The sequence below is a fragment of the Sinomonas flava genome (genome assembly GCF_039531875.1).
Lineage (GTDB): Bacteria > Actinomycetota > Actinomycetes > Actinomycetales > Micrococcaceae > Sinomonas > Sinomonas flava.
This window is the reverse complement of record NZ_BAAAQW010000008.1, coordinates 60,186-76,479: the sequence shown is the minus strand read 5'-3', so window position 1 is coordinate 76,479 and position 16,294 is coordinate 60,186. Positions and strand designations below refer to the sequence as shown.

Genomic DNA, 16,294 nt, shown 5'->3' with positions numbered 1-16,294 from the left:
ACGCGCCCGTGCTCGTGGTCGGCCTGGGCCGGTTCGGGTCCGCCACAGCCGAGCAGCTCGTGAAGCAGGGCCGCGAGGTCCTCGCGATCGAGCGCGACGTCGACCTCGTCCAGAAGTGGTCGGGGACGCTCACGCATGTGGTGCAGGCGGACGCGACGAACATCGACGCGCTCCGGCAGCTGGGCGCCCAGGAGTTCCAGTCCGCGGTGGTGGGGGTGGGCACCTCGATCGAGTCCTCGGTGCTCATCACGGCGAACCTGGTGGACCTCGGCATCGAGCACCTGTGGGTGAAGGCGATCACGCCCTCGCACGGCAAGATCCTCGCCCGCATCGGGGCGAACCACGTGATCTATCCGGAGGCGGACGCGGGGGTGCGCGCCGCGCACCTCGTGAGCGGTCGCATGCTCGACTTCATCGAGTTCGACGACGACTTCGCCATCGTGAAGATGTACCCGCCCAAGGAGACCCAGGGATTCACGCTGGCCGAATCGGCGGTGCGCTCGAAGTACGGCGTGACCATCGTCGGCGTGAAGAGCCCCGGCGAGGACTTCACGTACGCGCAGCCCCACACCAAGGTCACGAGCCGGGACATGCTGATCGTGTCCGGCCACGTGGACCTGCTCGAGCGGTTCGCCGCACGGCCGTAGGCTGTACCGCCCCCATCCCGCACGACGGCGCGTGGCCTGCCGCCGCCCGCCGGCGGCGGGTCCGCTCACAGGCGGCGGAGCACGGCGTCGAGCATCTCCTCGGTGAGCCTGCGGGTCGAGGTGTTGTGCGGGCTCACGTGGTAGCAGCCGAGGAGCCGCACCTCGCCGCCGTTCGGCAGGCCGAGCCGCGCCTCGGCGCCGTGCCCGAACGGCGGCTTGGGCCGGGGCACGGCCCAGCCGAGCCGCCGGGCCGCGGCGAGCACGGCGTTCCACGCCACTCCCCCGAGGGCCAGGACCGCGTCGAGCCCCGGGGATGCGGCGGTGAGCCCGAGGTCGCGGTCGAGCCAGTGCCCGCACGCGGCGAGCTCGGCCGGCGTCGGCCGGTTCTCGGGCGGGGCGCACCGCACTGAGGCGACGATGCGGACCCCGGTGAGCACCATCCCGTCCCCGGCGCCCGTGGAGGCGGGCTGGTTTGCGAAGCCGGTGCGGTGCAGGGCCGCGTAGAGCCAGTCGCCGGAGCGGTCTCCGGTGAACATCCGTCCCGTCCGGTTGGTGCCGTTCGCCGCCGGTGCCAGGCCCACGATGAGGCGCGACGCCGACTGGTCGCCGAACGAGGGCCCCGGCCGGCCCCAGTACGGCTGATGGGCGAAGGCGGCCCGGCGCCCCGAGACGGCCGCCGACTCGCGCCACGCGACCAGGCGGGGGCATGCCCGGCACACCGAACTGAGGGCATCGAGGTCGCGGACCGTGGAGGCGGACGCCGCGAGGCTCGCGGCCTCGGCCGCGGTGTGCGCCACAGGCGTCTGCGCCGTCGCGGGGTCGCCCGGCCACCCCGTCCCCGGCGGCACGGGCGAGTCGAAGGGCTGGCCCGTGATCGGGTGGGGTTCGGCGTGCATGGGTCCACCGTAGCCTCGGCGTCCCGCGAGCCTCGGCCTCCCGCGGCCGGACCGCTGGGGGGGTGCCGCGGCCGGGGCGGCGGGGAGATCAGCGGGCCGTGGCGGCCGTCCCCGTGCCTACGAACTCCGCGAGGGCTCCCGCGAGGAGCTCTGGGGCCGTCATGTGGGCGGCGTGGCCCTGCCGCGGAAGCACGGCGACCCGGGCGTCCGCGAAGAGGCCGGCCATGGATTCGAACCAGGACCGCCGCATCGCTTTTGTCTCGGCCCCGACGATGAGCAGCACAGGCACCGCGATCTGCTCTGTCGGCACTGGATCGGCGCCGTGCTCGGCGAGGCTTCTGAGTTCGCGCGGGATGGTGTGCGCCGACCGGAGCCGCCCCTGCCAGTTCGGCTGCGCCCTGAGAGCGGCCAGCTCCGAGGTTCGCAAGCCAGCGGCATGGGGCATGAAGAGGTCGAGTGCCTGTTCCCGGAGTCCGGCAGAGACGAGCCGGTCCAGCTCGGCGATGAATGAGGCCGAGAACAGCTGCACACCGCGCGGCAGGAGTCCGCCCTCGTACAGCGCGAGGCTCGCGAGGTTCGGAACCCGCGGTGCGGCGTGCAGGGCGAGGTATCCGCCGAACGAATGTCCATAGAGGTGCACCGGGCCGGGGAGTGCGGCGGCGACGGCGACCAGGTCGTCCACCTCAAGCCTGATCCGGTAGGGCTCGACGTCCCCGCTCTCGCCGCGGCCGCGACGGTCGACGACGGCGACTGTCGCGTGTGGCGCCAGGAGCGGCACAACCCGGTCCCACGCGGTGTGGTCGGCCGCGGTTCCGGGGACCGCGAGCAGCGTCGGGCCCACCCCGGTGATCCAGACGGCGATCAGCGTCCCGTCTGCGGAGGCGACAGTCATCCTGCGCGTCGGCTCCATCTCACGCCTCCATCCGCACGCCGCTGGCGCTCGGCGAAGTGGAAGCCTCGCTTGGGCCTGCCGGCGTGCTGCGCGCCGGAGTAGTGCGCGCCTCCGCCCAGAGCGCCGCTAGCGACGCCGCCACGCGTTCCGGCTCGACCCGGTGCGGGGGATCGAAGTGGTGGCGGCCAGGGAAGACTTCGAGCCGGAAGTGTGGGAAGACGGCCGAGAGACGCTCGGCGATCTCGCCGTAGTCGTCCGGATTCGAGAGCGCCCCGAGCGCGAAGTAGACCGGCCGGTCGAACCGGGCGAGCGCCTCCCGGTCCAAGTCGTAGGTGGCGAAGGTGGCCAGGAAGGCGCGTATGCCGGCGGGCCGCTGGGCCATCCACGGCGGCTGCTCGCCGCCGCCGGTGGGCAGCCCGGCGGTGACCCCGGGACGGACGCCGAGCCGGACGAAGCGCCGCATGAAGTCCTCCGGGCCGAGCCCCTCGAGCTGGCGGTACTGCTCCCACAGCGCCCGGTGCGCCGCGCTCCACCCCCACCGGCCCGCCCACGCGGGCTCGAGGAGTGCGAGCGACTCGAGCCGTTCGGGGTGCTTCGCGGCGACGGCGAGCGCGGAGGCTCCCCCGCCCGAGTAGCCGACGAGGTGGAACGTGTCCCACCCGAGGCCGTCGGCCGTGCGGAGGACGCCGGCGACCTCGGCGTCGAGGGAGTAGTCCCGGGGTGGCGTCGGGCCGGAGTACACCTCGAGGTCCTTCGCGACGGCCTGGACCGCGTCGCCGAGCCTGGTGCGGAGCGCGGCGAGGAGCGCGCCGTAGGCCGGCGCGGCGGGGAGGACGCTGCCGGGAAGCAGGATCACGCGGTGGGGGGATGCTGGGGTGATGTCCATGGACCGAGTGTGTGCCCGAGGCTGTCCAGGCCGCATCGCGCGTTCGCGCGCCGGGGCTATCCGCGGGCGCCGCGCGGGGCGATGATCGGACCATGACCCAGCCCCTGCGCCTCGCGGAGTTCATCGCGGCGATGTCCCTCGCGACGGACCTGGGCATGGGGCAGCCCCTCGAGCAAGGGCTGCGGACATGCCTCATCGCGCTCGAGCTTGCCGACGACGCCCGCCTCCCTCCCGAGGACCTGCGCACCGTGTACTACACCGCCCTCCTGCGGTTCCTCGGCTGCACCGCGGACGCCTCTGACGCGGCGTCCCTCGCCGGAGGCGACGAGACGGCCCTCCGCGCGGCGATCGCCCCTGTCCTCGGGGCGCCGCCCGCGCAGTTCCTCACGGCGGTGCTGCCGGCACTGGGCGGCGGGATGCCGGCCCCCCGTCGCGCGGCGCTCGCCGCCCGCTTCCTCGCCACCGGGAAGCAGCGGATGCGCGAGGGCGTGCGGGCGCACTGCGAGGCTGCGGAGATGCTCGCCGTGCGGCTCGGGCTCCCCCAAGGGACCCGGGCCTCCCTGGCCGCCTCGTTCGAGGCCTGGGACGGCAGCGGGTTCCCGCTCGGGCTCTCCGGCGAGAGGATCCCGCTCGCGGCCCGCATCGTCTTCATCGCCAGGGACGTGGAGGTGATCGGGCGGCTGCGCGGGCGCGAGGCGCTCGCAGCGGTGCTGCGTGAGCGGGCAGGCGCCGCGCTCGATCCGGAGCTGGCCTCGGCCGCCCTGGGCGCCCTAGACACCCTTATCTACGCCAGCCTGACGGACATGCCGTGGGAGGCGGTGCTCGCGCGCGAGCCCCATCCCGCCGCCTCGATCCCGGCTGATCGGCTCGACGAGGTGCTGAGCGTGTTCGCCGATTTCGCCGACCTCAAGGACCCGGCCCGCGCGGGCTTCTCCCGCGAGGTGGCCGCCCTCGCCGCCGGGGCGGCGCCGGACCACCGGGCCGTCCTGCACAGCACCGGCCTGGCCCAAGATCTGGGCCGCGCCGCCGTCCCCGCCGGTCCAGCCGGCACGGCGTCCCCAGCCCGTGACGAGCGGCTCCGGCTCCACCCCTACTACAGCGAACGGATCCTCGGACGCCTCGCGGCCTCCGCTCCCCTCGCGCGGCTGGCCGGCATGCACCATGAGCGCCTCGACGGGTCCGGCTACTACCGCGGAGCCATCGCGGCCGAGATCCCGTGGGAGGCGCGCATCCTCGCCGCAGCCGACGCCTTCCAGACCCTCCTCCTCGCACCTCCGGGGCGTCCGGACGAGGCCCGGACGCCCGCCCGGGCGGCGGAGGGGCTCCTGCGGCTCGCGCCGGCCCAGCTCGACGCCGACGCGGTCGACGCCGTGCTGGCCTCCGCAGGCGTGCGGTCACGGCGGACGCGCCCCGCATGGCCCGGAGGGCTCACCGAGCGCGAGGTGGAGGTCCTGAGGCTCCTGTGCCGCGGCGCGCGGAAGAAGGACGTCGCCGCGGCCCTGCGGATCTCACCCAGCACCGCGGACCACCATGTCCGGCACATCTACGGCAAGATCGGGGTCTCCTCGCGCGCGGCGGCGACCCTGTTCGCCGTCGAGCACGATCTCCTGTAGCCCGTCCCGGTGCGGGGAGCCGGGGCTGAGTCTCTCAGTCGAGCTCGTTCGAGGGTCAGTCGAGTTCGCGGGTGATCTCCCGGGACCGCTCGGCGGCCGCGCGGGCGCCGTCGGCGATGATGGCGGGCAGGCCCCGCTCCTCGAAGACCGCGATGGCCCGCTCAGTGGTGCCCTTCGGGCTCGTGACGGCGCGGCGCAGCGCCACGGGGTCCGCACCGGGCTCGGCGAGCATGTGGGCGGCGCCCACCACCGTCTCGCGGGCCAGCTTGAGCGCGAGGTAGGGGTCAAGCCCGAGCGACTCCCCGGCCTTCGCCATGGCCTCGGCGAGGTAGAAGACGTACGCGGGGCCCGACCCGCTCAGCGCGCCCACAGCCTCGACCTGGTCCTCGGGCACTTCGACGACGAGGCCCACTGACTTGAAGAGCTTGACGACGCGTTCGACGTGGTCGCGCGAGGCGTTGGTGCCACCCGACACCGACACGACGCCGTGTCCGAGCCGCGCGGGCGTGTTGGGCATGGTGCGGACGACCGGCTGGCCGGCGGGGAGCGCCTTCTCGAGCTGGGCGATCGAGACGGCGGCGGCGACGCTGACGACGATGGCGTCGGGACGCAGCGCGGATGCTATCTCGCGGGCGACGTCGGCGATGCCGACAGGCTTGACCCCGAGGACCACGACCGAGGCGCCGCGGACCGCCTGGGCGTTGACGTCGTCGTCCTCCGCCGTGGCCATGGCGGTCACCCCGTACCGCTGGGCGAGCTCCGCGGCCCGCTCGCCCCGGCGAACGGTGGCCGTGACGTCCGACTTGGGGAAGCCCGCCGCGAGGAGCCCGGCCATGATGGCCTCGTTCATGGACCCTGTGCCGAGGAATGCGATGTGATTCGTCATGCTGCCCATCCTGCCAGTCCCGGGGTGCGGCCCGCATTCCCAGCATCCTCCCATGCGTCCCCAAGGGCCCTCACAAGGTCGGTCCTTAGAGTAGTAACTACCTCACAGGGTGCGAGTGATGGGGCGACCGGCCTCCCCCCAAGGCCGGCCGCCGCGGCACTGGCAGTTCGGGTTCCGAATCCCTCCGGATTCGCTCGACTGCCAGTGCCGAACTCATTTAAGGATCTGATGTGCGCCCTGCTGATTCTCAGACTTCTCTCAGAGAAATCGGGGCTTCCCTTGAGGGACGGCTCATACAGTGAACTCACTCATTAGGTGCGAGTGACGGGTTCCACCGGTTAGCCGGCTGGACCCCGAGCGCCGGGTGGCCAGGAGATTTCCCCCCAATGTCTCCTACCGGCCGCCCGGCGTTTCGCATCTCAGAGGTGCAACTCGGGTGCGGGTCTGCTGGCGCGTCAGACCGCCTCGACACCGGCCTGCTGGCCCAGGTGCGTGCGGGCGAAGTCGAGCGTCTGCGCCAGGAGATGTTCGCGGTCTCCCGCTCCGCGGGCCTTGCGGGTGCTGATCTCCGCGACGACCGCGCCCTCGAACCCGTTCCCCGCCAAATGTGCGAGGCACTCCCCGACGCGCTGGGTCCCCTGCCCAGGCACCAGATGCTCGTCCCGGAACGAGCGCCCCGAGCCGTCGGTGAGGTGCACGTGGCGGATCGAATCGCCGAGGGCTTTGAGTGCCGCGAGGCTGTCCATCCTGGCGGTCGCGGCGTGGGAGAAGTCCCAGGTGATGTCCTGGTAGCCCTGGCCGATCGGATCCCAGTGCGGCAGATACGCGAGGGTCTCCCGGCCGCGGACGCGCCAGGGGTACATGTTCTCCACGGCGATGTGGACGCCGAACGCCTCTGCGAGGTCCCGGACGCCCTGGGAGAAGGTCTCCGCGTACGAGCCCTGCCAGCGGAAGGGCGGATGCACTACGACGGTGTCGCATCCCACGTCGAGCGCCATCCGGCAGGACTGGCTGATCTTGTTCCACGCGGAACCCCACACCTGCTGGGTCAGCAGGAGGGTGGGGGCGTGGATGGAGACGATGGGCTGCTCGTACCGCTCCGCGAGGTGGACGAGTTCGTCGGCCTTCTGGCTCGTCGAATTGTTCGTCACCATCACCTCGACCCCGTCGAAGCCCAGGTCCGCCGCGACCGCGAAGGCGTCGTGGACGCTGAGCGGGTAGACGGATGCGCTGGAGAGCGCGACGGGGATGTGGCGGGGGGTCGGGGTGGACTCGGCAATGCTCATACGCGGGACCTCGCGGGGTGCATGCGCTCGGCGCGTTGCCGCTCGCTCTGGATCGGACCGATGTGGGCAGGCGGCTCGAGTGGCCCTTCGAAGACGAGCTGGTCGAGCCTGCGGAGGATGAGGCCTTCGCGGAGCGCCCAGGGGCAGATCTCGAGCTCATCGATGTCGAAGAGCTCCATCGCTGCCTCTGCGGCGAGCGCCCCGGCGAGGAGCTGCCTGGCGCGGGCCTCGGAGACGCCGGGAAGGTGGACCCTGTCGGAGGCGGCCATCGCGGACATCCGCTGGGCCCAGAGGCCGAGGTCGGTGCGGGTCAGCACGCGACGCACATAGGGGCCTGCACCGGAGGGCGCCGCACCGGCGATGCGCGCGAGCGAGCGAAAGGTCTTCGACGTTCCGGCGACGAGGTTGGGGACGCCCAGGTCCTTGAACTCCTTCACCACCGGCTTGAGCGTGTCCCGGACGTAGCGGCGGAGGTCCTTGATGCTCTTCGCCGTGGGCGGGTCCTCGGGGAGCCAGTCGCGGGTGAGCCTCTGGGCCCCGAGCGGCACCGAGGTCGCCGCCGCGGGGAGGGAGTCATGGCCCATCGCGAGCTCGAACGAGCCGCCGCCGATGTCGAGGTCGAGGATGGTGCCAGCACCCCAGCCGTACCAGCGGCGGACCGCGAAGAAGGTCATCGCGGCTTCCTCACGTCCCGTGAGCTCCTGGAGGACGACGTCCGCCTCACTCTGGACCCTGGCGAGGACCGCGTCGCCGTTGGCGGCCTCGCGGATGGCAGAGGTGCAGAACGCCAGGAGGTCCTCCGCCTTGTGGCGCCCGGCGAACTCCCAGGCCTCCTTGACGAAGTCGACCAGCTCGCCCTGGCCCTTCTCATTGATGCTTCCGTCGTCTTCGAGGAACTTCACGAGCGAGAGCGGCCTCTTGTGCGATGCGTAGGCGACGGGCTGCGCGCCGGGATGGGCGTCCACCAGCAGCAGGTGCACGGTGTTCGAACCGATGTCGAGGACGCCTAGACGCATGAGCCCATTATTCCCCGGCCCGACCGGGCGGAACGTCTGGGTGTTCGCCCGGCTCCGCGGGCCGGAAGTCGCGCAGCACCGCGGCGACGTGCTCGGTGCTCAGCTCGAACCCGAACGCGCTGCCCGGGTTGAGCACGAGCCCGAGCTCGGTGCCAAGGTTCTGCAGCAGGAGCGCGCCCTGCGTCTCCACCACGGTCGGGGCGAACTCGAGGAAGTCCGGCCGGATGCGGGCCCGATGCGTGAAGGCTGCCACGACCGGATTCCCGTCGGCGTTGTTCAGCACGAGAGGCTCCACCGTTTCCGTCTCCCCCGTGGCCGGCTCCGGGACGAGCAGGCACACGAGGCTGTTGAGGAACTCCAGGATCGGCGCCATCGGGTCCTCCTCGGACTGGCCGCGGGAGGCCGAGTCGAGAACCTCCTCGAGGCGCGTCAATGGGGTGGGGTCGAGGTGCGCCGGAACATGCTCGCCGTCGTGCGCGCTCACTTCGCCGCCGCCTTTGTCCGGCCGGCGGTGCGCCGGGCGGGCTTCTTCACGGGCCCCTTGGCGCGCTTCTCGGCGAGCAGCTCGATGGCGCGCTCGCGCGTGAGCTCCTCGATCGAGGTCGACCGCGGGACGGTGATGTTCGTGACGCCGTCGGTGATGTACGGGCCGAAGCGGCCCTCCTTGACCACGATCGGCTTGCCCGACGTTGGGTCCTCGCCGAACTCGGCCAGGGCGGCCGCCGCCGTGCGGCCCCCGCGCGTCTTGGGCTGGGAGTAGATCTCGAGAGCCTGCTCGAGGGTGATCGTGAAGATCTCCTCCTCGGAGCCGATCGAGCGCGAGTCAGTGCCCTTCTTCAGGTACGGGCCGAAGCGGCCGTTCTGGACGGTGATGGCGTTGCCCTCCGCGTCCTCGCCGAGGCGGCGCGGCAGGCTCATCAGGTCCAGCGCCTGCTCGAGCGTGACGGTGTCCAGCGACATGGACTTGAAGAGCGAACCCGTGCGGGGCTTGACCTTCGCCGGCTTCTTGGGCGGCTTGGGCTTGCCGTTCTTGTAGTACTCCACGGGCTGGGCCGCGAGCTGCTCAGGCGTGGGCTCGGGGATGACTTCGGTGACGTATGCGCCGTACCGGCCGTTCTTCGCCACCACCGTGTGACCCGTGAGCGGGTCCGTGCCGAGCACGCGCTCTTCCGGACCGGCGCTCTCCATGAGCTCGCGCGCCTTGTCGGCGGTGAGCTCGTCGGGGGCGAGGTCCTCCGGAACGTTCGCCCGCTCGGGGGCCGTGCCCTCAGGCGCGTCTGCCGGGAGTGGCTTCTCGAGGTACGGCCCATACTTGCCCACGCGCAGCACGATGCCCGGCGCGATCTCGACCGAGTTGACCTCCCGCGCGTCGATCTCGCCGAGGCCGCCGACGATCTTGGTCAAGCCCGGGTTGTGGTCGTCGCCGAAGTAGAAGTGGCTCAGCCAGTCCGCACCGGCCTGCTCGCCTGCAGCGATCCGGTCGAGGTCCTCCTCCATCTCCGCCGTGAAGTCGTAGTCGACGTAATCGTGGAAGTGCTCCTCGAGCAGCCGCACCACCGAGAACGCGATCCAGCTCGGCACAAGGGCCGTTCCGCGGCTGCGGACATAGCCGCGGTCCATGATCGTCGAGATCGTCGCCGCGTACGTGGACGGGCGGCCGATGCCCCGCTCCTCGAGCGTCTTGACCAAGGAGGCCTCGGTGTACCGCGGGGGCGGGGAGGTCTGGTGGCCGTTCGCAGTCAGCTCGAGCGCGTCGAGTGCCTGGCCCTTGGCCAGCACCGGCAGCCGGGCGCTCTCGCCCGCAGCGGATCCGCCCGCACCGTTCTCCGAGTCTTCGCGGACCTCGTCCCGGCCTTCCTCGTAGGCCGCGAGGAACCCGCGGAACGTGATCACCGTGCCGGAGGCCGTGAACTCGGCGTCGCGCCCCGCAGCCTCGCCGGAGAGCGCCTGCGCGCCGAGCCTGACGGTCGCGGTGGAGCCCTTGGCGTCCTCCATCTGGGAGGCGACCGTGCGCTTCCAGATGAGCTCGTAGAGGCGGAACTCGTCCCCCGAGAGCTGCTTGGCGACCTGCGCCGGCGTGCGGAACGAGTCGCCCGCGGGGCGGATGGCCTCGTGGGCCTCCTGCGCGTTCTTGGACTTGGAGGCGTACACGCGCGGACGGCCGGGCACGTACTCGGGACCGTACAGCTCGGAGGCCTGCCGGCGCGCAGCCGTGACCGCCTGGTCGGAGAGCGCCGTCGAGTCGGTTCGCATGTACGTGATGTAGCCGTTCTCGTACAGGCGCTGCGCGACCTGCATCGTGACCCGGGCGGAGAAGCGGAGCTTGCGCGCCGCCTCCTGCTGGAGGGTCGACGTGGTGAACGGGGCAGCCGGCCGACGGGTGTAGGGCTTCTCCTCCACGGCCCGGACCGCGAAGGCGGCGCCCTCAAGCCCCTCGGCGAGGGCCCGTGCGGTGGCCTCGGTGAGGAGCTCGGCGTTCTTGGCGGTCAGCCGGCCGCGGTCGTCGAAGTCGCGGCCCGAGGCCACCTTCTTGCCGTCCACCTGCGCGAGGCGGGCCTGGAAGCTCTGCCGCGCGGCGGCGTCGTGCGGCTGTGAAGCGCCGCCGGACGCGGGGGCGACGATGGCCGTGAGGTCCCAGTAGTCAGCAGCACGGAACGCCATGCGCTCGCGCTCGCGCTCGACGACGAGGCGGGTCGCGACCGACTGGACACGGCCTGCGGACAGGCCGCTGGCCACCTTGCGCCACAGGACCGGCGAGATCTCGTAGCCGTAGAGGCGGTCGAGGACACGGCGGGTCTCCTGCGCGTCGACGAGCGACTCGTCGACGTCGCGCAGCTCGGCCATGGCGCGCTGGATCGCTTCCTTGGTGATCTCGGGGAAGGTCAGGCGGTGCACCGGCACCTTCGGCTTGAGGACCTCGAGGAGGTGCCACGCGATGGCCTCGCCCTCGCGATCGCCATCGGTGGCCAGGAAGAGCTCGTCGGCGTCCTTGAGCTTGGCCTTGAGCTCGGCCACCTTCTTCTTCTTGTCCGGCGAGACCACGTAATAGGGCTCGAACCCGTTCTCGATGTCGACGGCGAACTTGCCGACCGAGGTCTTCTTGAGCTCCGCCGGGAGATCGGAGGGCTGTGGGAGGTCGCGGATGTGGCCCATCGAGGCGTCGACTTCGAAGCCCTCGCCCAGGTACTGGGCGATGGTCTTGCTCTTGGCCGGCGACTCCACAATCACGAGCTTCTTGCCGGTTTTAGCCTTGGTGGCCACGGTACTCCTCGAGAACAGCTGCACCGCTCCCGCCCGATCTTGCGGGAGCGTGGGGGCGCGGCGGACCGCGCAAGTCCCTAGTTCACCATACGACTGCGGTCGGAGTGCAAGCCGCGGCCCTCACCTGTGGACAACGTCCGGCATGGCCGGCGTCGTCAGGAGCCCGCAGCACCCTTCTTCTCGGCGACCTTCTCGGCGACCCGTTTCGGCGAGGACTTGGGCCTGGCAGCCTCCCGCCCCTCGGGGAGCATCGACCAGAGGACGTACATCCGTTCCGTGCCCTCCGGGTCCGTCTCCCCTGTGTCGTCCGGCTCGAACTCGTCCAGCAGCTCCGACATGCGGCGCTTGAACTCCGCGCGCTGCTCGAGGGTGAGCTTGAGGACGTTGCCGGAGACGACCATCACCGGCGTCTCGTCGGGCTCCCCGCGGCGGCGCGCGGCGTCGCGCAGCTTCGCGTGGCTGGCGATGCGCTTGCGCAGCGCCTCCAGCTCGATGTCCACGATGGCGAGGCCCGGCGTTTGGCCGGTCGTCGCGGTGTCGAGGTTGAGGTCCGTGCCGGCAGCCTTCCACCGGCGCTCACGGCCGTCGCCGTCGCTCGGCGCATCGACCACGATGCCCCACTTCTTCAGGGCGCGCAGGTGGTAGCTCATGGCGCTCGGGGTGAGGCCCGTGAAGGCCGCCAGCTCCGTGGCCGTGCGGCTCTTCTGGCTCGAGTAGAGCTCGTTGATGGCCTCAAGCCGCGCCGCGTGCGCGAGGGCTCGGATGGCCTTGGGATCGGTGATCCGCACGGGGTTCTCGGTGCGGGGGCTGCGCTTCTTCTCAGTCATGCTGCTTTTTCGTCGTGCGGATGTTGAATGTAATTAACGCCACAGTTCCAGAGATGTCAAGCTCTTTTTTCACGCTTTACGCGGGCACGAGGAACCCGTCGGCGACCAGGTTCGCGGCCTCGGCCAGCAGGCCCGGGCGGAACGCGTCGTCGTCCCGCTCCAGGAGTGCCGCGAGCGCCGACGCGATCTGCCCAGCCGTGAGCTCGCCGTCGCACGCGGAGACGAACCCGGCCAGCTCCGTGCTCATCAGGCTCGTGCGGCGGAAGCCGGCACCCTGGCGCAGGAGGATGACCCCGGGGTGCTCGGCCCCCGGCCGCTGGTGGCGTTCCTCGGTCACGTCCTCGGCCACGACGAGGCGTTCCGGGCCGAGGTCCGGGTGTGCGGCGAGCCAGTCGGCGCGGTCGATGGCCGCAGACCAGTGGGGGCCGATGGGCTGTTCGAGGGGATGGGTCAGCTCCTCGAACCTGTCCAGACGCGCCTGCCCAGGGCCGGGGCGCCTCAGCCACACCGCGCCGAAGCCGATCGCGGCCGTTCCCCGCGAGGCGAAGTCGTCCAGATAGGCCGCGTACGCCTCCTCGTAGGCATCCGGGTCGCGCTGCTGGGACGCGTCGGCGAGCCACGTCTCCGCGTACTGTCCCGGGCCGAGCTGCTCGCGCTGGAGGACCCACGCGTCGACGCCGGGCGGCACCCACGTCCGCACACGCTCGTGCCACGGCGCGCCGTCGGGGATCTCCCAGTTGCCGAGGAGCTGGGCGGTGCCGCCTTCCGCGAGCACATCGCCCAGCCCGGCGACGAGGTCAGCCACGAGGCGGTCCCCCGGCAGGCCCCCGTCGCGGTACGTGAACCTGTCCTCGGCACTCTCCTCGGCACTGCGCGGGGTGATGACGAACGGCGGATTCGAGACCACGAGGTCGAAGCGCTCCCCCTGCACCGGCTCGAGCAGGGAGCCGTGGCGCAGCTCGATGCGCCGTTCAGGCTGGTCCGGGTCCACGCCGAGGACCTGCGCGTTGAGGAGGACGTTGAACCGCGCGAAGGCCAGGGCCCGATCGGAGACGTCCGTCGCCACGACGTGGTGCGCGTGGGCCAGCAGGTGGAATGCCTGGATCCCGCATCCCGTGCCCAGGTCCAGCGCGCGGGCGACCGGCCGGCGGGCAGTCGTCTGCACGAGCGTCGCCGACGCGTGGCCGATCCCCAGGACGTGGTCGGCCCGGAGCACACCCGGCCTCTGGTGGGCTGCAAGGTCGGACGCGACCCACATCTCGACTTGGCCCTCCGGCCCGTCCCACGCGTACGGGCGGAGGTCGAGCGTGGCGGCGAGCCGCCCGTCGTCGTGCGCCTCCGCGAGCCCGAGCGCGACCAGGCCTTCGGCGCCGAGCGTGGGCAGCGCGACGTCGAGCTCCTCCCGCGACGCGGGCCGGGCGAGCAGGAAGAAGCGCACGACGGCGGTCAGGTGCCGTCGGGCGGGATCCTCGCCGGCGCGACGGGTCGCCACGAGGGCGGGCACGATCTGGTCGCGGGAAAGCGCCGCGTGGGCCTCGGGGCCCAGGAGCCCGGCGACGGCGTCGACGCGGTACTCGGCGGCGGCCAGGTCCTCCGCGAGGGCCGCGAGAAGGCCGGGGCGGTCCGAGCGGGGGACATCCCGCAGGGCCGGGAGCGGTTCCGGACCCGGGACGGATCCGGGAGCGGGCTGGTCGGGGGGCGCGCTTGTCACCCCGAAAGTCTAGGCGGAGGCTGCCCGGCACCGGTGGTCCGGAGGCTGTAGGCCCTCGCGGGTCCAGAATGGGGGCATGGTGTCGATGCCCGCCGCGAAGGCCGCGCGGCGGCTCACCGCCGTCGTGGTGGGCCTCGCCGCGGCGGGCTGCTCCTACCAGTACGACGACGGCCTGCCGCCGCTGGGCCAGCGCGAGGCGGCAGCCCAGGCCTCGGCGGAAGCCGCTCAGGCCTCCGCCTCTGCCTCCGCTGCCGGGGAGGCGGCGCAGCGGCGGGAGCGAGCAGCCAGGAGCGCGTTGCGGGCGCCGCTGGACCAGATCCTCTCGGGCTATGCGCTGCGGGGGTGGGCCGACACCGTGCTCCCCGACGAGGGCGGGACCTCGGTTGCGTCCGGTTCCGGTGCCGTCTGGCCGGACGGGGCGAGGTTCACCCTGAGGGCGCAGGGAACTCCCGGGGATGCCACCCTGAGGTTCGCCTGCCGGGGCACGACCACGGCCAGGATCATCGCCACCGTCGAGGGCGCTCCCGCGGTCGACTTGGCCTTCGACTGCAATCGGCCCTGGGCGCGCACCGTCGCACTGGCGGGGTCCGGGGCGGTCGACATCGCCTTCGTGGCGGGGAGCACGCCGTCGAATGTCGCCTATCGGCTGGTGCGCCCCTGAGGCACGGCCGATCCCACAGGGGTGGGGGACGCGCTGTCGCAGCCCTCGGGGCAGCGGAGCGTCGCCGGGGAGGAGGCACAGTCGCTGCAGTACAGGGTGAGGCTGCGGCACGCAGGATTCGAGCAGTTGTGGAAGTCGCTCGTGGGCGAGGCGCAGCGGGCGCACCGGCCGATGGTCACGGCATCCTCGCTGAACTCCATCCGCATCCTGCGGTCGAAGACGTACAGGGAGCCTTCCCACAGTCCTGAGTCCTTGAACCGCTCGCCGTAGCGCACGATCCCCCCGTCGAGCTGGTAGACCTCCTGGAACCCGCGGGTGCGCATGTGCGCGCTCAGGACCTCGCAGCGCACCCCGCCGGTGCAGTAGGTGACGACAGGCCTGTCCTTGAGGTGGTCGTACTTGCCCGAGTCGAGTTCGTCCAGGAAGTCGTGCGTCGTCGTCGTGTCCGGGACCACCGCGTCCTTGAAGCGACCGATCTGCGCCTCGAACGCGTTGCGCCCGTCGAAGAACACGACCTCGCGTCCCGCCGACCGGCCCGCGTCTACGAGATCGTGCACCTGCTCCGGCGTGAGGTGCGTGCCGCCGCCTACCACTCCCTGAGCGTCCACCGCGAGTCGGTCCGGTGCTCCGAAGGAGACGAGTTCGGGCCGGACCTTCACACTGAGCCTGGGGAAGTCCTCCGCGCCGCCCTCCGACCACTTCACGTCGAGCGCACGGAACGCCGGATACTCCTTCGTGGCGCGCACGTACCGCTTCACGGCGGTGAGCTCGCCGCCCACCGTCGCGTTGATCCCGTCCGGGGAGACGATGATGCGGCCGCGGAGTCCGAGCCCCTCGCCCAGGGCGCGCTGCCACAGCCGGACGGCTTCCGGATCCGGCAGAGGGGTGAAGCAGTAGAAAAGGACAATACGGTGCAGAGCCACCCATCAAGGGTAGCCGGGCGGTGCCTGGGCGATGCGGTGACAGTTCTGTCACGGCCCTTATCAGGCCTCGGTCGTACCCGTTATGGTCATGGCTATGGGCGAGGCAACTCTGAGCGAACTTCTGGGCATCTGGGTCGAAGGGTGGGCTTCGACGCGCCACTACCCGGTGGGAGACGTGGATGCCTTCAAGGCAGTGCAGCTCGTCGACAAGTCCGGGGACTGGGAGGTCTTCGCCGCAAACCCGAGCGATGACGAGTTCGCCCGTCTCGCAGCGTTCGTGAAGGACTCCGCGCCGCGCCTGCTGACGGTCCTCACCGACGACCACGCAGCCTACCGCTCCCTCGCTGAGAAGCACGGCCTCGCGGTCCTCGCCGCGGACCAGGAGCTCATGATCATGGACTTCGAGGGCAAGGACGTCGAAGAGCCGTGGCTCAACGACGACGAGCTGAAGCTGACCACGGACCTCGAAGACCACAGTGCGACGGTCACAGTGGGAACAGTGGACGGGACTCTGGCGGCCCGCGGACATGTCGCCGTCACCCAGGGCTACGCCGTCTTCGACCGGATTGTCACGGAGCCGAACTTCCGCCGCCGCGGGCTCGGAAGCTTCGTGATGCGCGCGCTCACTGCCGCCATGAGCGAGCACGATCTCGAGCAGGGTCTCCTGATCGCCTCCACCGACGGCCAGCACCTGTACCACCACCTCGGGTGGAGCGACATCTCCGGGGTGCTCATGCTCGCCAACCCCGGCACCACGAAGGGCGGGTCGCTCAGCGACTGACCCCGGGC

15 protein-coding genes are annotated in these 16,294 nt (G+C 71.7%); 4 read left to right on the top strand and 11 right to left on the bottom strand.

Annotated elements, in window-relative coordinates:
• Positions 1–8: 8 nt before the first annotated feature.
• The gene (locus ABD298_RS14140) at positions 9–647 is read left to right on the top strand and encodes a potassium channel family protein (RefSeq protein ID WP_208713080.1); all 639 of its coding nucleotides are present in this window, start codon (positions 9–11) and stop codon (positions 645–647) included.
• Between the two features lie 65 nt (positions 648–712).
• Here the strand turns inward: ABD298_RS14140 and ABD298_RS14135 are convergent, their stop codons facing one another.
• From ABD298_RS14135 to ABD298_RS14125, 3 genes are all read right to left on the bottom strand, one after another.
• Entirely contained in the window at positions 713–1,543 is an 831-nt protein-coding gene (locus tag ABD298_RS14135; RefSeq protein WP_344300380.1) for a uracil-DNA glycosylase, read from the bottom strand.
• Positions 1,544–1,631: 88 nt separating this feature from the next.
• Positions 1,632–2,435, bottom strand: coding sequence for an alpha/beta fold hydrolase (locus ABD298_RS14130; protein WP_344300379.1), 804 nt, complete (start codon positions 2,433–2,435; stop codon positions 1,632–1,634).
• A gap of 19 nt (positions 2,436–2,454) precedes the next feature.
• Entirely contained in the window at positions 2,455–3,321 is an 867-nt protein-coding gene (locus ABD298_RS14125) for an alpha/beta fold hydrolase (RefSeq protein WP_344300378.1), read from the bottom strand.
• Positions 3,322–3,413: 92 nt separating this feature from the next.
• On the opposite strand from ABD298_RS14125, the gene ABD298_RS18710 reads away from it, so the two are divergent.
• Entirely contained in the window at positions 3,414–4,934 is a 1,521-nt protein-coding gene (locus ABD298_RS18710) for an HD domain-containing phosphohydrolase (protein ID WP_425564432.1), read from the top strand.
• 55 nt (positions 4,935–4,989) lie between these two features.
• On the opposite strand, the gene proC is transcribed toward ABD298_RS18710, so the two are convergent.
• The 7 genes from proC to ABD298_RS14080 form a co-directional block, all read right to left on the bottom strand.
• Positions 4,990–5,820: a pyrroline-5-carboxylate reductase gene (gene proC / locus ABD298_RS14110; RefSeq protein ID WP_344300377.1), complete on the bottom strand. Its 831-nt coding sequence runs from the start codon at positions 5,818–5,820 to the stop codon at positions 4,990–4,992.
• A gap of 455 nt (positions 5,821–6,275) precedes the next feature.
• The gene (locus tag ABD298_RS14105; RefSeq protein ID WP_344300376.1) at positions 6,276–7,106 is read right to left on the bottom strand and encodes a sugar phosphate isomerase/epimerase family protein; all 831 of its coding nucleotides are present in this window, start codon (positions 7,104–7,106) and stop codon (positions 6,276–6,278) included.
• Positions 7,103–8,122, bottom strand: a complete 1,020-nt coding sequence (locus tag ABD298_RS14100) for a Ppx/GppA family phosphatase (RefSeq protein WP_344300375.1) — start codon at positions 8,120–8,122, stop codon at positions 7,103–7,105. Before ABD298_RS14100 ends, ABD298_RS14105 begins: the two co-directional genes overlap by 4 nt.
• A 7-nt stretch (positions 8,123–8,129) precedes the next feature.
• Positions 8,130–8,606, bottom strand: a complete 477-nt coding sequence (locus ABD298_RS14095; RefSeq protein WP_344300374.1) for an SseB family protein — start codon at positions 8,604–8,606, stop codon at positions 8,130–8,132.
• On the bottom strand, positions 8,603–11,383 hold the full coding sequence (topA, locus tag ABD298_RS14090) for a type I DNA topoisomerase (protein ID WP_344300373.1): 2,781 nt from the start codon (positions 11,381–11,383) through the stop codon (positions 8,603–8,605). Before topA ends, ABD298_RS14095 begins: the two co-directional genes overlap by 4 nt.
• A 155-nt stretch (positions 11,384–11,538) precedes the next feature.
• Positions 11,539–12,210 (bottom strand): MarR family transcriptional regulator, encoded by a 672-nt coding sequence (locus ABD298_RS14085; RefSeq protein ID WP_344300371.1) that lies wholly within the window; start codon positions 12,208–12,210, stop codon positions 11,539–11,541.
• 76 nt (positions 12,211–12,286) lie between these two features.
• Positions 12,287–13,855 carry a DUF7059 domain-containing protein gene (locus tag ABD298_RS14080; protein ID WP_344300444.1) on the bottom strand — a complete coding sequence of 523 codons (1,569 nt, stop codon included), beginning with the start codon at positions 13,853–13,855 and terminating at the stop codon, positions 12,287–12,289.
• Between the two features lie 142 nt (positions 13,856–13,997).
• Here ABD298_RS14080 and ABD298_RS14075 point away from each other — a divergent pair, with 142 nt between their 5' ends.
• A complete protein-coding gene (locus ABD298_RS14075; RefSeq protein WP_344300370.1) occupies positions 13,998–14,582 on the top strand; it encodes a hypothetical protein in 585 nt (194 codons plus the stop codon).
• On the opposite strand, the gene trhO is transcribed toward ABD298_RS14075, so the two are convergent.
• Positions 14,561–15,505 carry an oxygen-dependent tRNA uridine(34) hydroxylase TrhO gene (gene trhO / locus ABD298_RS14070; protein ID WP_344300369.1) on the bottom strand — a complete coding sequence of 315 codons (945 nt, stop codon included), beginning with the start codon at positions 15,503–15,505 and terminating at the stop codon, positions 14,561–14,563. The two genes, ABD298_RS14075 and trhO, sit on opposite strands and share 22 nt — an antisense overlap.
• A gap of 94 nt (positions 15,506–15,599) precedes the next feature.
• Between trhO and ABD298_RS14065 the strand changes: the two genes are divergently transcribed.
• Positions 15,600–16,286 carry a GNAT family N-acetyltransferase gene (locus ABD298_RS14065; RefSeq protein WP_344300368.1) on the top strand — a complete coding sequence of 229 codons (687 nt, stop codon included), beginning with the start codon at positions 15,600–15,602 and terminating at the stop codon, positions 16,284–16,286.
• Positions 16,287–16,294 lie beyond the last annotated feature (8 nt).